Origin of the sequence: Pseudomonas sp. NPDC077186 (assembly GCF_044543505.1) — a bacterium.
GTDB lineage: Bacteria > Pseudomonadota > Gammaproteobacteria > Pseudomonadales > Pseudomonadaceae > Aquipseudomonas.
Map to the genome: position 1 here is coordinate 140679 of NZ_JBITWE010000001.1, position 19648 is coordinate 160326.

The 19648-nt window shown below is 65.9% G+C and carries 20 protein-coding genes; 9 read left to right on the forward strand and 11 right to left on the reverse strand.

Annotated features, from left to right (window positions below; genetic code table 11):
• Positions 1-118 precede the first annotated feature (118 nt).
• A complete protein-coding gene (locus ACIGKL_RS00660) occupies positions 119-346 on the forward strand; it encodes a DUF2970 domain-containing protein (protein ID WP_397484819.1) in 228 nt (75 codons plus the stop codon).
• Here the strand turns inward: ACIGKL_RS00660 and ACIGKL_RS00665 are convergent, their stop codons facing one another.
• Positions 347-1381 (reverse strand): ABC transporter substrate-binding protein, encoded by a 1035-nt coding sequence (locus tag ACIGKL_RS00665; protein ID WP_397486225.1) that lies wholly within the window; start codon positions 1379-1381, stop codon positions 347-349. It lies immediately after the preceding gene.
• A 474-nt stretch (positions 1382-1855) separates the two neighbouring features.
• Here ACIGKL_RS00665 and ACIGKL_RS00670 point away from each other — a divergent pair, with 474 nt between their 5' ends.
• Positions 1856-3514 (forward strand): nitrite/sulfite reductase, encoded by a 1659-nt coding sequence (locus ACIGKL_RS00670; RefSeq protein ID WP_397484820.1) that lies wholly within the window; start codon positions 1856-1858, stop codon positions 3512-3514.
• Entirely contained in the window at positions 3498-3995 is a 498-nt protein-coding gene (locus ACIGKL_RS00675; RefSeq protein ID WP_397484821.1) for a DUF934 domain-containing protein, read from the forward strand. Before ACIGKL_RS00670 ends, ACIGKL_RS00675 begins: the two co-directional genes overlap by 17 nt.
• A 76-nt stretch (positions 3996-4071) precedes the next feature.
• On the opposite strand, the gene ACIGKL_RS00680 is transcribed toward ACIGKL_RS00675, so the two are convergent.
• Entirely contained in the window at positions 4072-4656 is a 585-nt protein-coding gene (locus ACIGKL_RS00680; RefSeq protein ID WP_397484822.1) for a TetR/AcrR family transcriptional regulator, read from the reverse strand.
• Positions 4657-4760: 104 nt separating this feature from the next.
• Between ACIGKL_RS00680 and ACIGKL_RS00685 the strand changes: the two genes are divergently transcribed.
• Positions 4761-5198 (forward strand): hotdog fold domain-containing protein, encoded by a 438-nt coding sequence (locus ACIGKL_RS00685; protein WP_397484823.1) that lies wholly within the window; start codon positions 4761-4763, stop codon positions 5196-5198.
• A 33-nt stretch (positions 5199-5231) separates the two neighbouring features.
• On the opposite strand, the gene ACIGKL_RS00690 is transcribed toward ACIGKL_RS00685, so the two are convergent.
• The gene (locus ACIGKL_RS00690; protein ID WP_397484824.1) at positions 5232-6221 is read right to left on the reverse strand and encodes a YhdH/YhfP family quinone oxidoreductase; all 990 of its coding nucleotides are present in this window, start codon (positions 6219-6221) and stop codon (positions 5232-5234) included.
• Between the two features lie 36 nt (positions 6222-6257).
• Complete coding sequence (gene sohB, locus ACIGKL_RS00695; RefSeq protein WP_397484825.1) at positions 6258-7277, reverse strand: protease SohB; 1020 nt, start codon at positions 7275-7277, stop codon at positions 6258-6260.
• A 198-nt stretch (positions 7278-7475) separates the two neighbouring features.
• On the opposite strand from sohB, the gene ACIGKL_RS00700 reads away from it, so the two are divergent.
• The 4 genes from ACIGKL_RS00700 to ACIGKL_RS00715 all read left to right on the forward strand — a co-directional run bounded on the left by ACIGKL_RS00700 (position 7476) and on the right by ACIGKL_RS00715 (position 10603).
• Positions 7476-8174, forward strand: coding sequence for a histidine phosphatase family protein (locus ACIGKL_RS00700; RefSeq protein ID WP_397484826.1), 699 nt, complete (start codon positions 7476-7478; stop codon positions 8172-8174).
• Positions 8175-8232: 58 nt separating this feature from the next.
• Entirely contained in the window at positions 8233-8544 is a 312-nt protein-coding gene (locus ACIGKL_RS00705) for an SCP2 sterol-binding domain-containing protein (protein WP_003239871.1), read from the forward strand.
• 207 nt (positions 8545-8751) lie between these two features.
• Entirely contained in the window at positions 8752-9819 is a 1068-nt protein-coding gene (locus ACIGKL_RS00710) for a phosphotransferase family protein (RefSeq protein WP_397484827.1), read from the forward strand.
• 16 nt (positions 9820-9835) lie between these two features.
• A complete protein-coding gene (locus tag ACIGKL_RS00715) occupies positions 9836-10603 on the forward strand; it encodes an SDR family oxidoreductase (protein ID WP_397484828.1) in 768 nt (255 codons plus the stop codon).
• A 190-nt stretch (positions 10604-10793) separates the two neighbouring features.
• Here ACIGKL_RS00715 and ACIGKL_RS00720 read toward each other — a convergent pair whose 3' ends face one another.
• Positions 10794-11441, reverse strand: coding sequence for a hypothetical protein (locus ACIGKL_RS00720; RefSeq protein ID WP_397484829.1), 648 nt, complete (start codon positions 11439-11441; stop codon positions 10794-10796).
• A gap of 101 nt (positions 11442-11542) precedes the next feature.
• Here ACIGKL_RS00720 and ACIGKL_RS00725 point away from each other — a divergent pair, with 101 nt between their 5' ends.
• Complete coding sequence (locus ACIGKL_RS00725) at positions 11543-12322, forward strand: TSUP family transporter (RefSeq protein WP_397484830.1); 780 nt, start codon at positions 11543-11545, stop codon at positions 12320-12322.
• Positions 12323-12400: 78 nt separating this feature from the next.
• On the opposite strand, the gene nudC is transcribed toward ACIGKL_RS00725, so the two are convergent.
• The 6 genes from nudC to rnhA form a co-directional block, all read right to left on the reverse strand.
• On the reverse strand, positions 12401-13225 hold the full coding sequence (gene nudC, locus ACIGKL_RS00730) for an NAD(+) diphosphatase (protein WP_397484831.1): 825 nt from the start codon (positions 13223-13225) through the stop codon (positions 12401-12403).
• Positions 13225-14904, reverse strand: a complete 1680-nt coding sequence (locus tag ACIGKL_RS00735) for a ferrous iron transporter B (protein WP_397484832.1) — start codon at positions 14902-14904, stop codon at positions 13225-13227. Before ACIGKL_RS00735 ends, nudC begins: the two co-directional genes overlap by 1 nt.
• A gap of 46 nt (positions 14905-14950) precedes the next feature.
• Positions 14951-15763 (reverse strand): crotonase/enoyl-CoA hydratase family protein, encoded by an 813-nt coding sequence (locus tag ACIGKL_RS00740; protein WP_397484833.1) that lies wholly within the window; start codon positions 15761-15763, stop codon positions 14951-14953.
• A gap of 200 nt (positions 15764-15963) precedes the next feature.
• Positions 15964-18207, reverse strand: coding sequence for an Orn/Lys/Arg decarboxylase N-terminal domain-containing protein (locus ACIGKL_RS00745; protein ID WP_397484834.1), 2244 nt, complete (start codon positions 18205-18207; stop codon positions 15964-15966).
• A gap of 121 nt (positions 18208-18328) precedes the next feature.
• Positions 18329-19066, reverse strand: coding sequence for a DNA polymerase III subunit epsilon (dnaQ, locus tag ACIGKL_RS00750; protein ID WP_397486226.1), 738 nt, complete (start codon positions 19064-19066; stop codon positions 18329-18331).
• 83 nt (positions 19067-19149) lie between these two features.
• Entirely contained in the window at positions 19150-19602 is a 453-nt protein-coding gene (gene rnhA / locus ACIGKL_RS00755) for a ribonuclease HI (RefSeq protein ID WP_021443944.1), read from the reverse strand.
• Positions 19603-19648 lie beyond the last annotated feature (46 nt).

Below are 19648 nucleotides of genomic sequence, written 5' to 3' on the forward strand. Positions count from 1 at the left end.
TAGCCGTTTGCCATCCGTTGGCGAATCCGCCGAAGGTGTTGTCCGACAGTGTTGCACCGCTCTGTTTCGGCCTCACCGGGCGCAGCGACTATGCTGGAGGAAAATCGGGAGAACGCCCATGAAAGAGTCGGACAAGCAACCGCCGCCACCGCCACTGACGTTCTGGGAAATGCTGCAGAGCGTGCTGGCCGCCGCCTTCGGGGTGCAGAGCGGGAAGAATCGCAGCCGCGACTTCAGCCGCGGCAAACCCAGCCACTTCATCCTCCTCGGGCTGCTGTTCACCGGCCTGTTCGTGCTGGTGCTGCTGGCCCTGGTGAAACTGGTGCTGCACCTGGCGGTCGGCTGATCAGCGCAGCAGGCTGTCGATGGAGCAGGCGTAACGGCTCATCTGCGGCTGGCGAGTGGCGCTGAACTGGCGGAAGTCCAGATCGATGTCGTCCTGTTCGAGGCGCCGCATCAGACGCCCGGCAGCTTCGTCATCGACCAGGCGCAGCAGGCTGGCCACCTGATCCTTGCCGCCGCGCGCGGCGAAATCCAGCCCCTTGACGTGGTCGTGGAGCATCACCAGGGCACAAGCGCCGAGCAGGAAATGCCCGCTGGCCAACACCTCGATGCGCCCGTCGACGCGCGCCTGCAGCACCCGCGCGGAATTGTTCAGCGCCGCGTAGCGCAACTGCCGGCCCTGCTCGGCGGCCGCCTGCATCACGCCGAAAGCCATCTCGTCGTTGGCCGACCACACCAGGCTCAGCTGCGGATAGCGCGGCAACAGGGCCAGCGCCTGCTCGTAGGCGCGCTGCTGGCGCCACTCGCCGTACAGCACCTGCTGCAGGCGCACATGCGGCGCCTCGGCCAAGGCCCGCTGCAGGCCGACGATGCGCAGGGTCGCCGAGGGCGTTTGCTTGATGCCGGTGAACGCCAGCATCTGCGCCGGCTCACCGCCGGCCAGGGCGATCAGCGCCCGCCCCATCAGGTAACCGGCCTCCTCGTCGTTGGGCACCAGGCTGCCCAGCCAGTGGCGATAGCGCTCGCGGCTGCCGCCGACCAGCGCCTGCTGCTCCGGCGTCAGGGTGCTGTGCAGGGCTAACAGACGCACCTGGGTACCGTCGAACAGGCGCAGGATCTCCGGGCCGGTGAACTGCTCGTTGACGAAGATCAGGTAGTCGGGGTGCTCGCCCCGCTCCAGAACCTCATGGGCGTTGCGCAGGATGCGTGCGGTATCGCGCTCGCCGTAGATCACCCGCAGGTCGATGCCCAGATCGCCAGCGGCATCCTGCATATAGTGCGAATAATCGGCCCAGAACGGCTCGGCGGCATGCCCAGGGTTGAGAAACACCACGGAAAGCGGCCGCCCCTGCGCCTCGGCAACGCACCAGCCCAGCATGGCCAACAGCCCCAGCACCCACCTGATCACGACGCCCCTCCCCAATAACCGGGCGCAGTATAAGGGTATAAAGGCAAAAAAGGCCGCTCGCGGTGGCGGGGCGGCCCGTTATGCCGGCGCGGGCGCTACTGACCGCTGACCCAGAACACCGCCGTGGCCACGGCAATCAGGATCAGACTGAAGATGGCCCAGGCGTCGACGCGGCTGTCGGTGTTTTCCATTTCGCTATGCTCGTGCATGACTCCCCCTCGTTCTTGTGCTTATGGGTGACACGCCCTGCAGTTAAGACCAGCCCGAGCCGAGGCTCAAGCCCTCAGGTTATGTTCCGCCGCGCTCTTATTGCTCAAAGTTCTGTTTATATACTCAAACATCACTTTTACGCATAAAGCTGAGCTGGTATCGTGCCCCGGCTCCGTGGGGAGTGCGCGGCCGTGCGCGCTGATTGGCAGTAGTAGCCTGACAACAGGACCCTTCATGTACGTATATGACCAGTACGATCAGAAGATCGTCGAGGATCGCGTCAAGCAGTTCCGCGATCAAACCCGCCGCTACCTCTCCGGAGAGCTGAGCGGCGAGGAATTCCGCCCGCTGCGCCTGCAGAACGGTCTGTATATCCAGCGTTTCGCGCCCATGCTGCGCATCGCCGTGCCCTACGGCCTGATGTCCTCGGCCCAGGTGCGCATGATGGCCAAGATCGCTCGCGACTACGACAAGGGTTACGCGCACATCAGCACCCGGCAGAACGTGCAGTTCAACTGGCCGGACCTGGAAGACGTGCCGGAGATTCTCGCCGAGCTGGCCACCGTGCAGATGCACGCCATCCAGACCAGCGGCAACTGCATCCGCAACACCACCACCGACCAGTTCGCCGGCGTGGCCAAGGACGAGATCGTCGATCCGCGCCCCTGGTGCGAGATCATCCGTCAGTGGTCGACCTTTCACCCCGAATTCAGCCACCTGCCGCGCAAGTTCAAGATCGCCGTCAACGGTGCAGTCGGCGACCGCGCCGCCATCGAAGTGCACGACATCGGCCTGGAAGCGGTGAAGAACGCAGCCGGCGAACTAGGCTTCCGCGTTTCCGTCGGCGGCGGCCTGGGCCGTACTCCGATCGTCGGCAGCTTTATCAACGAATTCCTGCCCTGGCAGCACCTGATCAGTTATCTCGACGCCATCCTGCGCGTGTACAACCGCTATGGCCGTCGCGACAACAAGTACAAGGCGCGCATCAAGATTCTGGTCAAGGCGCTGACCCCCGAGGTATTCGCCGAGCGGGTGAACGCCGAATGGGCGCACCTCAAGGATGGCCCGAGCACCCTGACCGAAGCCGAAGTGGCGCGCGTCGCGGCCCACTTCGTCGACCCGGCCTACCTGGCCCTGGCCGACGAAGACGCCCTGCTCGCCCAGCAGGACGCCGAGCACCCGGGCTTCGCCCGCTGGCGCCAGCGCAACACCTTCGCCCACAAGAAGCCCGGCTACGTCGCCGTGACCCTGTCGCTCAAGCCCACCGGCGTGGCGCCGGGCGATGTCACCGACAAGCAGCTCGATGCCATCGCCGAGCTGGCCGATCGCTACAGCTTCGGCGAAGTGCGCAACAGCCATAACCAGAACATCATCCTCGCCGACGTCGAGCAGCGTCAGCTGCTGAGCCTGTGGGGCGAACTGCGCGAGCAAGGCTTCGCCACGCCGAACGTCGGCCTGCTGACCGACATCATCTGCTGCCCGGGCGGCGACTTCTGCTCGCTGGCCAACGCCAAGTCGATCCCGATCGCCGAAGCCATCCAGCGCCGTTTCGACGACCTCGACTACCTGTTCGACATCGGCGACATCGAGCTGAACATCTCCGGCTGCATGAACGCCTGCGGCCACCACCACGTCGGCCACATCGGCATCCTCGGCGTGGACAAGAAGGGCCAGGAGTTCTACCAGGTGTCCCTCGGCGGCAGCGCCGGCCGTGATGCCAGCCTGGCGCAGATTCTCGGCCCGTCCTTCGCTCAGGACGACATGGCGGATGTGGTCGACAAGATCATCAAGGTCTATGTCGAGCAACGCACCGAAGAAGAAAGCTTCCTCGATACCTACCGCCGCATCGGTATCGACCCGTTCAAGGAGCGCGTCTATGCAGCGAATCATTAAAAACGGCGAGGTGATCGACGAAACCTGGCACCTGCTGGCCAAGGACGTGACCCTCGACGCCATTCCCAACTGCGACGACATCATCGTCCCGCTGGCGCTGTGGCGCGAGCACGCCCATGCGCTGAAGGCCCGCGACGGCGGCCTGGGCGTGTGGCTGGAAGCCGGCGACGAGGTCGAGGAAATCGCCGACGATCTCGCCCATTTCCAGGTGATCGCCCTGGACTTCCCAGCCTTCACCGACGGCCGCCATTCCTCCAGCGCCTACCTGCTGCGCACTCGCTACGGCTACACAGGCGAAGTACGCGCCATCGGCGACGTGCTGCGCGACCAGCTGTTCGCCCTGCGCCGCGTCGGCTTCGATGCCTTCGCCCTGCGCGCGGACAAGGACCCGTACGACGCGCTCAAGGCCTTCGAGGACTACAGCGAGGTCTACCAGGCCTCGGCCGACCAGCCGCAACCGCTGTTCCGCCGCCGCGCCTGATCGCTGCCGCTTGTACGCAAAAGCCCCGCTACTCGCGGGGCTTTTGCGTTGGTGTGGCGCGGATGCAAGATCCCGCCTAGGGGTTCGCCCGCACCGACTCCCAGGCGATCTGCGCCAGGAGTTCGCGACACGCCCCCAACTCGCTCTGGCTGCGGCCGGCCAACCAGTTGCGGGCCAGATCCTGGCTCGGGCCAATCACCACCGCGGCGAAGCAGTTGTCGGCCATGGCCCTGAACACCCCCTGCTGGCGGTACTCGGCCAGTGCCGCGAGAATCCGCGCGAAGTGCAGGCGATTGGCCTCGCGCAGCGCCTCGCCCATTTCCCCTGCCTCGACCCGACCGCGACTGTGCAGGATAAAGCGCGCCCAGTCCGGATTGGCCACCACCCAATCGATATAGCTGGTCACCAGCAGCTTGACGCAGGCCTCGGCGCTGCCTGCCTTGGCGAAGCCGTGCTCGAGCCGCTCGGCGTACTGCGCGGTGCCGGCCAGGTACAAGGCGCCGATGATGCGCTCCTTGTTGCCGAAGTGGTGATACAGGCTGCCGATGCTGGCGCCGGAACGGTCGCGGATCATCTCGATGGTGGTGGCGTCGACGCCCTGTTCGGTGAAACAGGCCAGCGCGGCCTGAAGAATCTCGTCTTTACGCGATGGACGGGCCATGCCACTCCCCGATGACTAGAATATTTTTCTAGAATTATTTTCTAACGCTCGTATACTGCCCCGGCGCGCGATCATCTTCAATCGCAAACCCGCAGGAGACAGTCATGAGTCAGATGTTGCAGATGTTCCAGCAAGCCGGCCCGGCGCAATTCAGCGCACTGATCGGCCAGGTCGCCCCCTACTTCGCCAGCATCGCCCCGCAGATGGTCGAGCTGCGCCCCGGCTATGCCGAGCTGACCTTCCCCAAGCGTCGCGAGGTGCTCAACCATATCGGCACGGTGCACGCCATCGCCCTGTGCAACGCCGCCGAGTTGGCCGCCGGCAGCATGACCGACGCCTCGATCCCGGCCGGCTGTCGCTGGATTCCCAAGGGCATGACGGTGGAGTACCTGGCCAAGGCCGATGGCGATATCCGCACCGTGGCCGACGGCAGCGCGCTGGACTGGAGCCAGCTCGGCGACATCGAGGTGCCGGTGCTGGCCTATGTCGGCGACAAGCCGGTTTTTCGCGCACAAATCACCATGTACGTCAGCCGGGCGTGAAACGCAGAGGCCCGTCGTAGACGGGCCTCTCGCTCAATCCAGCCGCACCAGCACGCGGCCGACCATGCCGCCGGCGAGTATCCGCTCGATGGCCGCCGGCAACTCTGGCAAGGCGACCTCCTGGCACAACGCCGAGAGATCGAGCTTCCACTGCAGCGACAGCTTGTCCCACATCGACGCCTTGACCACCAGCGGCAGCTCCACCGAATCCACGCCAAGCAGGTTGACCCCGCGCAGGATGAACGGCAGCACGCTGGCCTGGAAGCCGACACCGGCGGTCAGCCCGCAGCAGGCCACGCTGCCGCTGTGGCGCAGCGACTTGACCACATTGAACAGGATGTCGCCGCCCACGGTGTCCACCGCTCCCGCCCAGCGCTCCTTGAGCAACGGCCGCTCGACGCCCTGCTGCAGCTCTTCGCGACTGACGATCTCGTCGGCGCCGAGACCACGCAGGAATTCGCCCTGCTCGGCCTTGCCGGTGGCGGCCGCGACGCGGTAGCCCAGCGCCTTCAACAGCACCACGGCGATACTGCCGACCCCGCCGGTGGCGCCGGTCACCAGCACAGTGCCGGCCTCGGGGGTGACGCCGGCCTGCTCCAGCTTGTCCACGCACAGGGCGGCGGTGAGGCCGGCGGTGCCGAGGATCATCGCCTCGCGCAGGGACAGGCCCTGCGGACGCTTGATCGCCCAGGCCGCCGGCACGCGAATGTACTGGCCGAAACCGCCGGCGGTATTCATGCCCAGGTCGTAACCGGTGACTATCACCTCGTCGCCGGGGGCGAACTCGGCGACGGCGGACGCCTCCACCACGCCGGCAGCGTCGATGCCCGGCGTGTGCGGATAGGCTTTGGTGACGCCACGGTTGCCGCTGGCCGACAGCGCGTCCTTGTAGTTGAGCGAGGAATAGCGCACGCGGATCAGCAGCTCGCCAGCGGGCAGCTCCTCGATCCGCCGCGCCACCACCTGGCGTTGAAAACCGCCATCGGCGCCTTCGCTGACCAGCAAGGCCTTGAATTCAGTCATCACCTTCTCCTCTTGTCGTTGTTCGGTGGCGTGCCCTTACCAGAAGCGCTGCTGATTGAGCCGGCTCAGCCAGGTCAGCACGAAGCGGTCCAGGGCCATGCTGGCGGCCAGTCCCACGCGCTCCTGCAGGCTCTTCTTGTGGGCGAAATGCAGGTGGAACAGCTCGGCCTCGACGGCGCGCTCAGCCAGGTACTGGTCGCTGGTCTTCAGTTCGTCCACCAGCAGGCGCTCCTGGGCGGACAGGCCCAGCCAGACCTCGCCGGTGGCGATGGCGTCGATATCCAGCTGCGGCCGATAGCGGGCGACGAAGCCCTTGAACAGCTCGTGGGTGGTTTCCAGGTCTTCCTGGAACTTCTCCCGGCCCTTGTCGGTGTTCTCGCCGAACACGGTCAGAGTGCGCTTGTACTCGCCGGCGGTGAGCACCTCGAAATCGATGTCGTGCTTCTTCAGCAGGCGATGCACGTTGGGCAGCTGCGCCACCACGCCGATGGAACCGAGGATGGCGAACGGCGCGGCGAGAACCTTCTGGCCGATGCAGGCCATCATGTAGCCGCCGCTGGCGGCTACCTTGTCGACGCAGACGGTGAGCGGGATGCCGGCCTCGCGGATGCGCACCAGCTGCGACGAGGCCAGGCCATAGCTGTGCACCATGCCGCCGCCGCTTTCCAGACGCAGCACCACCTCGTCCGAGGCCTTGGCCAGCGACAGCAGCGCGGTCACCTCATGACGCAGGTGATCGGTGGCCGAGGCCTTGATGTCGCCGTCGAAGTCCAGCACGAACACCCGCGGCTTGCTCGGCGGGTGCTTCTTCTCCCGCTTGGCCGCCTTGGCCTCGGCCTTGCGCGCGGCCTTCAGCTGGTCCTTGTGCAGCACGCTGTGCTCCAGGCGCTCGCGCAGGTCCTTGTAGAAGTCGTTGAGCTTGTGCACCTGCAACTGGCCGCTGCTGCGCCGGCCCTTGCCGCGCGTAGCGGCGACCGCCACCAGCACCAGGACGATGGCGACCACCAGGGTCAGGGTTTTCGCCAGAAAGCCGGCGTACTCGCTAAGAAACTCCACAGATCCCCCTTGGACAATGCGGCGGCGCCTGAGCGCGCAAAGGCTCAAGCATACCGGCGCCATCGGCCGGCGGCCAAGCGCGACGATGGTCGACGGCACCGCGCAGGCGATTCAAACAAGCGTATGTTTTTTCGTTGACAGCCCCCGAGCTTCCTCATACCCTCGCGGAACTTTCAACGCGCCGGGACCGAAACGGACGTGGGCAGCATTTACCTGATTCGACATGGCCAGGCCTCATTCGGCGCGGACGACTACGATGTCCTGTCTGCCATCGGCGTGCGCCAGGCCGAAGTATTGGGCGAGCACCTCAGCCAGCTCGGCATTGTCTTTGATCGCTGCGTCAGCGGCAGCCTGCGCCGCCAGCAGCATACCGCCCATGCCGCGTTGCAGCGCATGAACGACGCCCCGCCGCTGGACATCGACGCGGCCTTCAACGAGTTCGACGCCGATGCGGTGATCCGCGCCCTGCTCCCGGGCATCCTGCCCGAAGAACCCGAGGCCCTGCATATCCTGCGTAACGGCGCGCAGAACCGTGCCGAGTTCCAGCGCCTGTTCTCCAAGTTGATCGCCCGCTGGGTTTGTGGCGAGTACGAGCAGCACGGTCTGCAGAGCTGGCAGGCCTACGTCGAGCAGGTCGAAGGCGGCCTGACGCGCATCCTCGAGCAGGCCCGGAGCAAACAGAACATCGCCGTGTTCACCTCCGGCGGCACCATCACCGCCCTGCTCCGGCTGATCACCGGCGTACCGGCGGACAAGGCCTTCGAACTGAATTGGCAAATCGTCAACACCTCGCTCAGCCAGCTGAAGTTCCGCGGCCGCGAGGTGAGTCTGGCTTCCTTCAACAGCCATGTGCATCTGCAGCTGCTGAAGGCGCCGGAGCTCATCACCTACCGATGAGTTTTGGCCCACTGCGGCCGCGAGGCTGCGCGAAAAACCTGAAAAAAAGGATAAGACCATGAGCGTTGCTGACATCGTCCAAACCATGCAATCGAAGTTCAACGCCAGCGCCGCTGCCGGCCTGGATCTGGTGTTCCAGTTCAATATCGAAGACGGCGAGAACTACGCGCTGATAGTCAAGGACGGCACCTGCGCCGTCGAGCAAGGCGACAACCCGAACGCCAACGTGACCCTGATCATGGACAGCGAAACCCTCAAGGGCATCACCAGCGGCGAGACCGACGGCATGCAGGCCTTCATGGCCGGCAAGCTGCGCGCCGAAGGCGACATGATGCTGGCGATGAAGCTGGGCGAACTGTTCCCGGTCTAAGCGTCTAGGCTGACCGTGACACAGACGAAACCGGAGTCCTTGGGCTCCGGTTTTTTTATGCCCAGCCGCCGCCTGCGGGCGAATCAGGCAGCTTGATTGTGGTGCAACACGCCCGCCTATAACGGCGCGTATTGCTTGTGACGGTTCGGGTGCAGCATTAGATTAGCCAATTATCTAGGGCCCCCATCATAAGTAGAAGGGATAAGCATGGCGCTCACCGACCAATCCACCCGCATCCGCGCAGGCGAAGAACTCGACGCCGCCGTCATCGACGCCTACCTCAAGGCGCATATTCCCGGCCTGACCGGCGAGGCGACGATCAGTCAGTTCCCCGGCGGCGCCTCGAACCTGACCTACCTGATCGAATACCCGCAGCAGGAGCTCGTCCTGCGCCGCCCGCCATTCGGCCAGAAGGCCAAGTCGGCGCACGACATGGGCCGCGAGTACCGCATCCTCAACCAGCTCAACGCCGGCTTTCCCTACTGCCCCAAGGCCTACGTGCACTGCACCGACGAGTCGGTGATCGGCGCCGAGTTCTACGTGATGGAGCGGGTCAAGGGCATCATCCTGCGCTCGGAGATGCCGGCCGAGCTGAACTTCTCGCCCGAGCAGACCGGCGCGCTGTGCAAGAGCTTTATCGACAAGCTGGTCGAGTTGCATAACGTCGATTACAACGCCTGCGGCCTCGGCGAGCTGGGCAAGCCGGAAGGCTATGTGGAACGCCAGATCGGCGGCTGGATCAGCCGTTACGAGAAGGCCCTGACCCCCGATGCACCCACCTGGGAGCCGGTCAAGGCCTGGCTGCGCGACAAGATGCCGGCCGACCATCACAAACCGGGCATCGTCCATAACGACTACCGCTTCGACAACGTCATCCTCGACCCGAGCAACCCGATGCAGATCGTCGGCGTGCTGGACTGGGAGATGACCACCATCGGCGACCCGCTGATGGATCTGGGCAACACCCTGGCCTACTGGATCGAGGCCGGCGACCCGGCGCCGGTGCAACTGATGCGCCGCCAGCCGAGCAACGCCCCCGGCATGCTCAGCCGTCAGCAGTTCGTCGACTACTACGCCGAGCAGGCCGGCATCGAGATCAAGAGCTTCGACTTCTATTACACCTACGGCCTGTTCCGCCTGGCCGGCATCGTCCAGCAGATCTACTACCGCTTCTACCATGGCCAGACCCAGGACAAGCGCTTCGCCCAGTTCATTCAGATGAACAAGCTGCTGGAACAGATGTGCCTGCAGGTCATCGGCAAATCCACTCTCTAACCCCGGGGTAATCGCAATGTCCAAGACCCAACTGTTCGACCTCGACGGCAAGATCGCCTTCGTTTCCGGCGCCAGCCGCGGCATCGGCGAGGCCATCGCCAAGCTGCTGGCCCAGCAGGGCGCGCACGTGATCGTCTCCAGCCGCAAGCTCGAGGGCTGCCAGGCCGTGGCCGACGCCATCGTGGCCGAAGGCGGCAAGGCCACCGCCATCGCCTGCCATATCGGCGAGATGGAGCAGATCGCCAGCGTCTTCGCACAGATCAAGGAACAGTTCGGCCGCCTCGACATCCTGGTCAACAACGCCGCCACCAACCCGCAGTTCTGCAATGTGCTGGACACCGACCTGTCCGCCTTCCAGAAGACCGTCGACGTCAACATCCGCGGCTACTACTTCATGTCCATCGAAGGCGGCAAGCTGATGAAAGCGGGTGGCGGCGGCTCGATCATCAATGTCGCCTCGATCAACGGCGTCTCGCCCGGCGAGTTCCAGGGCATCTACTCGGTGACCAAGGCCGCGGTGATCAGCATGACCAAGGTCTTCGCCAAGGAGTGTGCGCAGTTCGGCATCCGCTGCAACGCCCTGCTGCCGGGCCTGACCGACACCAAGTTCGCCTCGGCGCTGACCAAGAACGACGCCATTCTCAACATCGCGCTGCAGCGCATCCCGCTCAAGCGCGTGGCCGACCCCAGCGAGATGGCCGGCGCCGTGCTGTACCTGGCCAGCGCAGCATCCAGCTACACCACCGGCGTGGCGCTCAATGTCGACGGCGGCTTCCTCTCCTGAGGTCAAACGCGAGGCAGCAAAAAAGGCACCCTCGGGTGCCTTTTTCATTGATGCATCCCGCACGGCTACATGCCTAATCTCAGCCCGGATGCAATCCGGGGATATTGGGGGCCCGCGTCCCGGATTGCATCCGGGCTACGAACTTCCGAGGCGTACGCTAACTTCGCTCCCCTCTCCCGCCCTTCGGGTATTACCAATCCTTCAGCGCCGCCTCGGCGGCCGGATTCATCGGCTCGGCCAGCAGCCCGGTCGGCGTCAGGCTGACGCTGTACACCGCATCGGCGGCGATCGGCAGGTAGGTCACGCGCAACGCCTGTGGGTCGAACAGCAGCAGGTCGCGCTGGCTCAGGCGCAGCCAGCGCCACAGGTCGACGCCGTAGGGACTCTCGGCCAGCTGCACGCGCCCATGCTGGGCCAGGGCCTGCTGTTCGATGGCGAGAAAGCGTCCGGACAAGCGCTCGAAACGGTAGCCGGGCTCCAGGCCGATCAACTCGGCCAGGCCCTTCCAGCGGATCAGCCGGCCATCGAGCTGCCACAGGTCGCCCTCCAGGATCAGCGTGCGCTCGCGGCCGCCTTCCAGCAGGCTGACGCGGTAACGCTGCGGGCCGTCGGCCTTGAAACTGAGGGTCGCCAGCGGCTTGCCCTGCGGCAGCGGCGCGTAGCTGTAGAGATCAAAGGCGACCAGGCCGACCAGGCCGGCCAGGGCGAGGAACGCCAGGCCGCAGGTGCCGCGCAGCCAGCCGAGAAACCAGCCGCTATTGAGCAGTATGCGCAGCGCCACCAGCAGTGCCAGCACCGCCAGCAGCGCCACCGCCCAGGCCAACCCGTCGTATTGCATCGATTGCGTTCCTTATAGCGGAAAATCCCGGCATTATGCGCAGCTCGCCGGATGCCGAACAGTCGGCAGGCTGCGCACTCGCCCACAAGTCGACACTTTATATGCCCTTCGCTCTCGAACTCGCCATCGATCCCAGCACCCTGGCCATCCTGGCGCTGGTCGCCTTTATCGCCGGTTTCATCGACGCCATCGCCGGCGGCGGCGGCCTGCTGACCATTCCCGCGCTGCTCACCGCCGGGCTGCCGCCGCACCTGGTGCTGGGTACCAACAAGCTGTGCGCCACCTTCGGCTCGGGCACCGCGGCGCTGACCTTCTACCGGCGCAAGCTGTTCGATCCCGGACAATGGCGCGGGGCACTGCTGGCCACGCTGCTCGGCGCCCTGCTCGGCGCGCTGATCGCCCACTGGCTGCCGGCCGAATGGCTCAACCAGATGCTGCCGGCGGTGGTGTTCGCCTGCGGCCTGTACCTGCTGTTCGGTCGCACGCCCGAGGCGCCGAGCGAGCAGGATCTGCCCATCGCCCGCGGCCGCCAGTGGCCGCAAGGCCTCGGCCTGGGCTTCTACGACGGCGTCGCCGGCCCCGGCACCGGCGCCTTCTGGACCGTCAGCAGCCTGCTGCTCTACCCGCTCGACCTGGTTCGCGCCAGCGGCGTGGCCCGCACCATGAACTTCGTCAGCAACGCCGCGGCGCTGGCGGTGTTCATCGCCTTCGGGCAGGTGGCCTGGGTGCTGGGCCTGAGCATGGGTGCGGCGCTGATGGTCGGCGCCTTCCTCGGCGCACGCACGGCGATCCAGGGCGGCTCGAAGTTCATCCGCCCGGTGTTCATCCTGGTGGTGCTGGCGCTGACCGCGCGCCTGGCTTGGCAGCACTGGTTCGGCTAATCGGGATCGCGTAGGAGCGGCGTCAGCCGCGAATGGTCGGTGAGGTTCGCGGCTGAAGCCGCTCCTACATAAGGGGCTCTACGCCGGCAGCGGCGGCTCGGGCAAGCCAAGCCGGCGCGCAACGTACAGATCGATCAGGTGGCGGGCGATGGAGCGCGACGCCGGCAGCGGCGGCAGGGCGTCGACGCGGAACCAGCGGGCATCCTCGATCTCGTCCGCCTGCATGACGATCTCGCCGCCGGCGTACTCGGCGTGGAAACCGAGCATCAGCGAATGCGGAAAAGGCCAGCCCTGGCTGCCGATGTACTGCAGGTTGCGCACCTCGACGCCGACTTCCTCGCGCACCTCGCGCGCCACGCAATGTTCCACCGATTCGCCCGGCTCGACGAAGCCGGCCAGGGTGCTGTAGACCCCGGCGACGAAACGCGGCGAACGGGCCAGAAGGATTTCGTCGCCGCGACTGACCAGCACAATCATGCTCGGCGAGATGCGCGGATAGTGTTGCGACTCGCAGGCGTCGCAGCGCATCGCCCGCTCGCCGGGTAGCTGGCGGGTCGGCGCGCCGCAACTGCCGCAGAAACGATGCTCGGCATACCAGGTGCCGATCTGCGCGGCGTAGGCGAGCATGCGGAAGGTCTCGGCCTCGCCCTGCAGCATGAACTGGCGCAGGCTCTGCCAGCTGGCGCCGTCCAGCTGGGTGGAGGGCGTAACCTGCAGCAGGTAGACGGCATCCTCGCCGAAATGACCGATACCCTGCTCGGCGAGAATGTCCAGCTCCTGGCGCTTGATCCAGTCGCGGGGAAACAGCACGCCGTTGGCGTCGGCGAGAAACTGCTGCCGGCAGTACAGCAGCGCCCAACCACCGGGCTGGCCGGGGTCGAGAAAGGCGTGGCGCCAGAGCATCAGGCCGCCACCGGCATGCCCAGGGCCTTGACGCTCTCCTCGGCCAGGTCGAGTACGCTGGGCTGGGTTTCCGGACGCAGCACGGCGCCGGCTTCCAGGTAGTACTCCAGGCTGCTCAGGGCGTCGGCCAGGGTTTCCAGCATCTGCTCGGAGGGCATCTGCCCGGACTCGAGCATGCGCGTCTGGATATAGTCGGCGCAGGCGCCGACCAGGGTCGCTGCGCGGCGCTGCTCGAGGAACCACAGGCCGCCACGCACCGCCTGCAGACTGAACGGCACGTTGGCCAGGTGCATCTTGTCGCCGCCGGCTTCCAGGTAGGCGGTGATCGCCCGCTTGGCCAGGGCCAGGCCGGCCTGAGCCTCGTCGACCACGACGATGCGCGCCTCGTTGAGCTGGTGGCTGGCGAAGGAATCGGCCTCGCTGCCCGGCTCGGCCGGGGTCGGCCGCGTGTCGCGGCTTTCGCCGCGCTCCAGACTGGCGACCATGCCTTCGACGTAGAGCACCGCATCGGCCAGCTTGTGCAATTGCGCAGGCGCCGGCGGCGTGGCGTCGCTCCAGGCGGCGACCAGCGGCAACTGGGCGCCGAGGGCGTTGCCGGCGGAGGTCAGGCCGACCATGCCCAGGGTCTTGGCCAGCTTGCCGAGCAGGGCGTGCAGCGTGCCCAGGGTCTCGCCCTGCAGGGTGCCGCGTTCCATCAGGTCGAGCATGTCCTTGACGCTGGCCAGCTCCTCGCGGATGGCGGTGGACAGCGAACGCATCACCGCCTTGCCGGGGCCGGCCAGGCGCTGGTACTCGGCTTCCAGCAGGTGGTCGGTGAACGGCAGCGGGGTCAGGCCGAACACCTGGCGCATGGCGCTGGCATGCGGGCCGCGACTGTCGGCCAGGGCCACCAGGTACAGCAACTCCTTGAGCAGGCTGCGCGGCGCCTCGTACTGCGGGTTGCCCAGCATCAGCTTGAGTTCGCGATCCAGGCGCGAGAACAGCTGCTTGCGCGACTTGCGCGGCAGCAGCTGGCCGTCGCTCTGCGCCTCGATAGCGGCGGCGCCGATCCAGCACATGCGCCCGCGCGGCTCGTTGGCGAACAGGCTGTCCAGGCGGCCCATGGCGCGCACCATCAGCTTTAGGCTGGCCTGCGGGTTCTGCTCGCGGATAACGCCGAGCAAGCCGACCTGGTACATATGGCGCAGGCGCTTGCCTTCGGCCAGCTTGGCCGCGCCGTCGAGCGCCAGGCTGGCGCTGTGGGGTCGGGCCTGGTCGAGGCGCACGCTGAAGAAGAAGCTTTCCGGCAGCGGCTGCTGGGCGCCGGCCTGGCGCAGGTCGTTGATCGCCGGCAGCAGCAGCTCGGGCATTTCCTGGCGATGGGCGTCGACGTTTTCCAGGTAGCGGCGCAACACGTGCAGCGCATTGCTCAGCGCCGCCAGCTGCACGTCGCGCTCCTCGCCGGCGCCGGCGGGGATGTCGGTGGCCTGGTCCAGCACTTCCTGGGCCAGCAGCTCGGCGCCGGCCAGCTCGATCAAATTGAGCGTGCCGCGCACCTGCTGCAGGCTCTCCACCGCCTGCTGCAACAGGCTGCCGTTGTGCCGTTCGGCGATGAAGTGCTCGAGGCTCTGCTCGGCCTCTTCCATGGTGACGAACAGTTCGTCGCGCACCAGGCTCAGGGATGTGGCTCCACTCACCATGCTCTAGGCACCTCGCGGCTCGCTGCGGACAACAGTGGATACGGCATCAGTCGGCGAACTCCGCTTTCTGCTTGCTCATGTGCGCGGTCATGGCCAGGCGCAGGTCTTCGGACTGCAGCATGGCCGCGTTCCAGGTGGCGATGTACTCGAGGCCATCGTCGACGCGGTGGTCGCGCATGTAGCGAATCATTTCCTTGGTGCCACGCACGGCCACCGGCGATTTCGCCGCGATCTCGGCGGCGATCTGCATCACCCCGGCGAGCAGCGCGTCCTGATCGTCGAAGGTGCGATTGACCAGGCCGATACGCCGGGCCTCGACGCCGTCGATGCTGCGCCCGGTGTAGGCCAACTCGCGCATCATGCCGTCGCCGATGATGCGCGGCAGGCGCTGCAGGGTGCCGACGTCGGCGGCCATGCCCATGTCGATTTCCTTGATCGAGAATTGCGCGTCGAGCGTCGCATAGCGCATGTCGCAAGCGCTGATCAGGTCGATGGCGCCGCCCAGGCAGTAACCCTGGATGGCCGCCAGCACCGGCTTGCGGCAGTTGTCGACGGCGTTGAAGGAAGCCTGCAGGTCGAGGATCACCCGGCGCAGCGCTTCGGCGTTACGCCCGACGTCCTTACCCAGCCGGGCACCGACCGAGGCCAGCATCATCAGATCGATACCGGAGGAGAAATGCTTGCCTGCGCCGGACAGCACCACCACGCGCACCGCATCGGTGGCATCGATCCAGCGGAAGATCTCGATGATCTCGCGCCAGAAGTCGGCGTTCATGGCATTGACCTTGTCCGGACGGTTGATCTGCACATGGGCGATCTTGTCCGCCAGTTCGACGCGAAAGGCTTGGTAGTCGGACACGGCAGTCATCCTCAGCCGCTGCTCGGCAGCGCACGCAATTATTTTGTGATTAAAACCGAGCAACTATAACAAGCACGACATAAAAGTCGATGCTTGCCGCTGTGACGCAGGGCACGCCCCGGAGGTTAAGAACTGCATTGACTATCGTGAATAAGGGATTGATCTGCCGAGGGTCTCGTTCCCCCGGCAGAGCGCCAAGCTCACTCCGTCAGGCAGTCGACGCAGTACTGGCCAGCCTCGGTCTGCAGACCGTGTACGTCGATATCGAAGCCCGGGAAGGCCTGATCGAAGGTGCGGGCGAAGGCCAGGTAGTCGAGGATCGAACGGCTCGCCGCGGTGAAGCGCTCGCCGGGCATGATCAGCGGGATACCTGGCGGATAGGGCACCAGCATCACCGCGGCGATGCGCCCCTCCAGCCGCTCGATCGGCACCGCCTCAACCGCGCCGCGCACCAGGCGGTCGTAGGCCTCGGCCGGCTTGATCGCCACTTCCGGCAGCGCCGTGTACATGCTCTTCAGCGCCTTGGCCGTGGCGTTGTCGCGGTAGCAGCCGTGCAACGCGTCGCACAGATCGCGCAGGCCCATGCCCTGGTAGCGCCCCGCGCCGGCCTGGGCGATGGACGGCAGCACCTGGGTCAGCGGCAGGTTGGCGTCGTAGCTGCGCTTGAACTCCAGCAGCTCGGTCAGCAGGGTGCTCCACTTGCCCTTGGTGATACCCATGGAGAACAGCACCAGGAAGGAATACAGACCGGTCTTCTCCACCACCAGGCCGCGCTCCCAGAGGAACTTGCTGACCACCGCCGCGGGGATGCCTTGCTCCTCCAGCTTGCCGGCGGCATTGAGTCCGGGCATCACCAGGGTCACCTTGATCGGATCGAGCAGCACGTAGTCCTCGGCCACTTCCCCGAAACCATGCCAGTCGGCATCCGGCTGCAACACCCAGTCGGCGGTGGCCAGGCTATCGGCACCGTCAGCCGCCGCCGGCTGCCAGATGCTGAACCACCAGTCATCGGCGCCGAGATTGCGCCGCACATTGGCCAGGGCGCGGCGGAAGCTCAGCGCCTCGTCGAAGGTTTCCTGGATCAGCGAGCGCCCGGCCGGGCCCTCCATCATCGCCGAGGCCACGTCCAGCGAGGCGATGATGCCGTACTGCGGCGAGGTGGAGATGTGCATCATGAAGGCTTCGTTGAAGCGGTCGCGGTCCAGCTGGCGCTGCCCGCCGTCCTGCACGTGGATCATCGAAGCCTGGCTGAAGGCTGCCAGCAGCTTGTGCGTGGAGTGGGTGGAAAACACCAGCGGCGAGTGCTCGTCGCAGCGGGTGCCCATGCCATAGCGCCCGGCGTAAAACTCGTGGAAGGCGGCGTAGGCGTACCAGGCCTCGTCGAAGTGCAGCACCTCCACCGAATCGCCCAGGGCCTGCTTGACCATCTCGGCGTTGTAGCACAGACCGTCGTAGGTGGAGTTGGTCACCACCGCCAGCTTGACCTTGGGCGCGCGGCCCTTGGCCAGCGGGCTGGCGTCGATCTTGGCCTGGATCGATTCCCTGCTGAACTCACTCAGGGGGATAGGCCCGATGATGCCCAGCTCGTTGCGCTCCGGGCACAGGTACAGCGGGATGGCGCCGGTCATGATGATCGAATGCAGGATCGACTTGTGGCAGTTGCGGTCGACCAGCACCAGGTCGTCGCGACCGACCATCGAGTGCCAGACGATCTTGTTCGCCGTCGAGGTGCCGTTGATCACGAAGAAGGTGTGGTCGGCGCCGAAGTTGCGCGCGGCGCGGGCCTCGGCCTCGGCCAGGGGGCCAGTGTGGTCGAGCAGCGAGCCCAGCTCCGGCACCGACACGGACAAGTCCGAGCGCAGGGTGTTCTCGCCGAAGAACTGGTGGAAGGCCTGGCCCACCGGGCTCTTGCGGTAGGCCACGCCGCCGCCGTGGCCGGGCGTGTGCCAGGAATAGTTCGATTGCGCGGTGTGCTGCACCAGCGCCTTGAAGAACGGCGGCAGCAGGCCGTCAAGGTAATTGTGCGCGGCGCGCGCCACCTGGCGGGCGAGGAAGGACACGGTGTCCTCATATAGGTAGAGGATGCCGCGCAGGTGGTTGAGATCGGCCATGGCCTCGGCCGGCGCGTTCTCGATGGTCACCTGTTCGCCGAGGGCGAAGATCGGCAGCTGCGGCGCGCGCACGCGGGCGATACGAATCAGCTCGACCATGTCCTGCAGCAGGCGCTGGTTCTCCCCCGCGCCCTCGGCGGCCACCAGGATGCAGGCCAGGCCGTGGTGGGTGGAGGCGACGATGCGCCCCTCGGCGGCGCTGGCCGTGGGCAGGATGCTGAAGCCGTCCTGCGTCAGCTCCTGGGCGATGGCGCGCACGCGATCACCGGCGACGGTATCGGCCTTGATATCGCGGTGGACGATGAGGACGGGGAATTTGAGGTCTTTGTACATTGTGACGTCCTGAAGGCTGGCAGGTCCGACCTGCCCATCGCCTCAGGGTAGAGGCTCGCCCGAACGGGCGGAACCCCCCATGCGTCACGCTATACGAAAAGGTCGCAATTGCGCTGTTGGCTTATTCCGGCGCCTGTTCCAGCTGCGCCCACAGGGCCGGCCCACCGGCGGATTTCTCGATGGCCGCCAGCCGCGCCAGGTGCGCGGCCAGCTCGTCCTGGCTGGCGCGGATCACCCGGGTGCGCGGCCGCGCGGCGTCCAGACGGCGGATCGGACTGGCCTGCTGGCGACCGCTGCCATCGCCGTCACCACCTTCGCCGGCCAGCGACAGGTTGGTCTGCCCGCCGGTCATCGCCAGATAAACGTCGGCGAGGATCTCCGAGTCGAGCAAGGCGCCGTGCAGTTCACGGTTGGAGTTGTCCACGCCGTAGCGCTTGCACAGTGCATCCAGGCTGTTGCGCTGCCCCGGATGACGCTCGCGCGCCATCATCAGGGTGTCGAGCACGGTGCAGTAGTCGCTGACGTCGGCGCGCTCGCTCTGCCCCAGCAGGGCGAACTCGTTGTTGATGAAGCCGACGTCGAACGCCGCGTTGTGGATGATCAGCTGGGCGCCCTTGATGAATTCGTAGAACTCATCGGCCACGTCCTTGAACCGCGGCTTGTCGGCGACGTATTCGTTGGTGATGCCGTGAACCGCGATGGCGCCTTCGTCGATCTCGCGATCCGGATTGAGGTAGACGTGAAAATGCCGCCCGGTCAGGCGCCGGCCGAGCAGCTCGACGCAGCCGATCTCGATGATGCGGTGCCCCTCAGCGACCGGCATACCCGTGGTTTCGGTGTCCAGCACCACGTAGCGGATGACACTGTTATCGCTTGTCACGTCTCGTCTCTCTCATCGATCGCTTGCCGCACGCGGCCAGTGCGGCATCTTAACCCAGCGACTCAGCGCGCCGCGCGCACCTCGTCGACGCCGCGGTTGGCCAACTGGTCGGCACGCTCGTTGCCGGGATGACCGGTGTGGCCGCGCACCCATTGCCAGCTGACCTGGTGACGGTTGACCTCCTCATCCAGCTTCTGCCAGAGGTCGGCATTCTTCACCGGCTCCTTGGCAGCGGTTTTCCAGCCGCGTTTCTTCCAGTTCGGCAGCCATTCCTGGATGCCCTTCATCACGTACTGCGAGTCGGTCACCAGCTTGACCGAGCAGGGCCGGGTCAGAGCAACCAGCCCGGCAATTGCCGCCATCAGTTCCATGCGATTGTTGGTGGTACTGGGATCACCGCCCCAGAGTTCCTTTTCCGCCCCCCGGTAGACCAGTAGAGCGCCCCAGCCGCCGGGGCCGGGATTGCCCTTGCAGGCGCCATCGGTATAGATCACGACTTGATCGGTTTCAGACATTGTTCCCAGGCCTACGAAAATCGCCGCGCGCAGGCACTTCTCGTAG

Excerpts from the sequence above, each read along its gene's own strand:
- ACIGKL_RS00660 (WP_397484819.1), top strand. The coding sequence starts at position 119 with ATGAAAGAGTCGGACAAGCAACCGCCGCCACCGCCACTGACGTTCTGG.
- ACIGKL_RS00665 (WP_397486225.1), bottom strand. The coding sequence starts at position 1,381 with ATGCTGGGCTGGTGCGTTGCCGAGGCGCAGGGGCGGCCGCTTTCCGTG.
- ACIGKL_RS00670 (WP_397484820.1), top strand. The coding sequence starts at position 1,856 with ATGTACGTATATGACCAGTACGATCAGAAGATCGTCGAGGATCGCGTC.
- ACIGKL_RS00675 (WP_397484821.1), top strand. The coding sequence starts at position 3,498 with ATGCAGCGAATCATTAAAAACGGCGAGGTGATCGACGAAACCTGGCAC.
- ACIGKL_RS00680 (WP_397484822.1), bottom strand. The coding sequence starts at position 4,656 with ATGGCCCGTCCATCGCGTAAAGACGAGATTCTTCAGGCCGCGCTGGCC.
- ACIGKL_RS00685 (WP_397484823.1), top strand. The coding sequence starts at position 4,761 with ATGAGTCAGATGTTGCAGATGTTCCAGCAAGCCGGCCCGGCGCAATTC.
- ACIGKL_RS00690 (WP_397484824.1), bottom strand. The coding sequence starts at position 6,221 with ATGACTGAATTCAAGGCCTTGCTGGTCAGCGAAGGCGCCGATGGCGGT.
- ACIGKL_RS00705 (WP_003239871.1), top strand. The coding sequence starts at position 8,233 with ATGAGCGTTGCTGACATCGTCCAAACCATGCAATCGAAGTTCAACGCC.
- ACIGKL_RS00710 (WP_397484827.1), top strand. The coding sequence starts at position 8,752 with ATGGCGCTCACCGACCAATCCACCCGCATCCGCGCAGGCGAAGAACTC.
- ACIGKL_RS00715 (WP_397484828.1), top strand. The coding sequence starts at position 9,836 with ATGTCCAAGACCCAACTGTTCGACCTCGACGGCAAGATCGCCTTCGTT.
- ACIGKL_RS00720 (WP_397484829.1), bottom strand. The coding sequence starts at position 11,441 with ATGCAATACGACGGGTTGGCCTGGGCGGTGGCGCTGCTGGCGGTGCTG.
- ACIGKL_RS00725 (WP_397484830.1), top strand. The coding sequence starts at position 11,543 with ATGCCCTTCGCTCTCGAACTCGCCATCGATCCCAGCACCCTGGCCATC.
- nudC (WP_397484831.1), bottom strand. The coding sequence starts at position 13,225 with ATGCTCTGGCGCCACGCCTTTCTCGACCCCGGCCAGCCCGGTGGTTGG.
- ACIGKL_RS00735 (WP_397484832.1), bottom strand. The coding sequence starts at position 14,904 with ATGGTGAGTGGAGCCACATCCCTGAGCCTGGTGCGCGACGAACTGTTC.
- ACIGKL_RS00745 (WP_397484834.1), bottom strand. The coding sequence starts at position 18,207 with ATGTACAAAGACCTCAAATTCCCCGTCCTCATCGTCCACCGCGATATC.
- rnhA (WP_021443944.1), bottom strand. The coding sequence starts at position 19,602 with ATGTCTGAAACCGATCAAGTCGTGATCTATACCGATGGCGCCTGCAAG.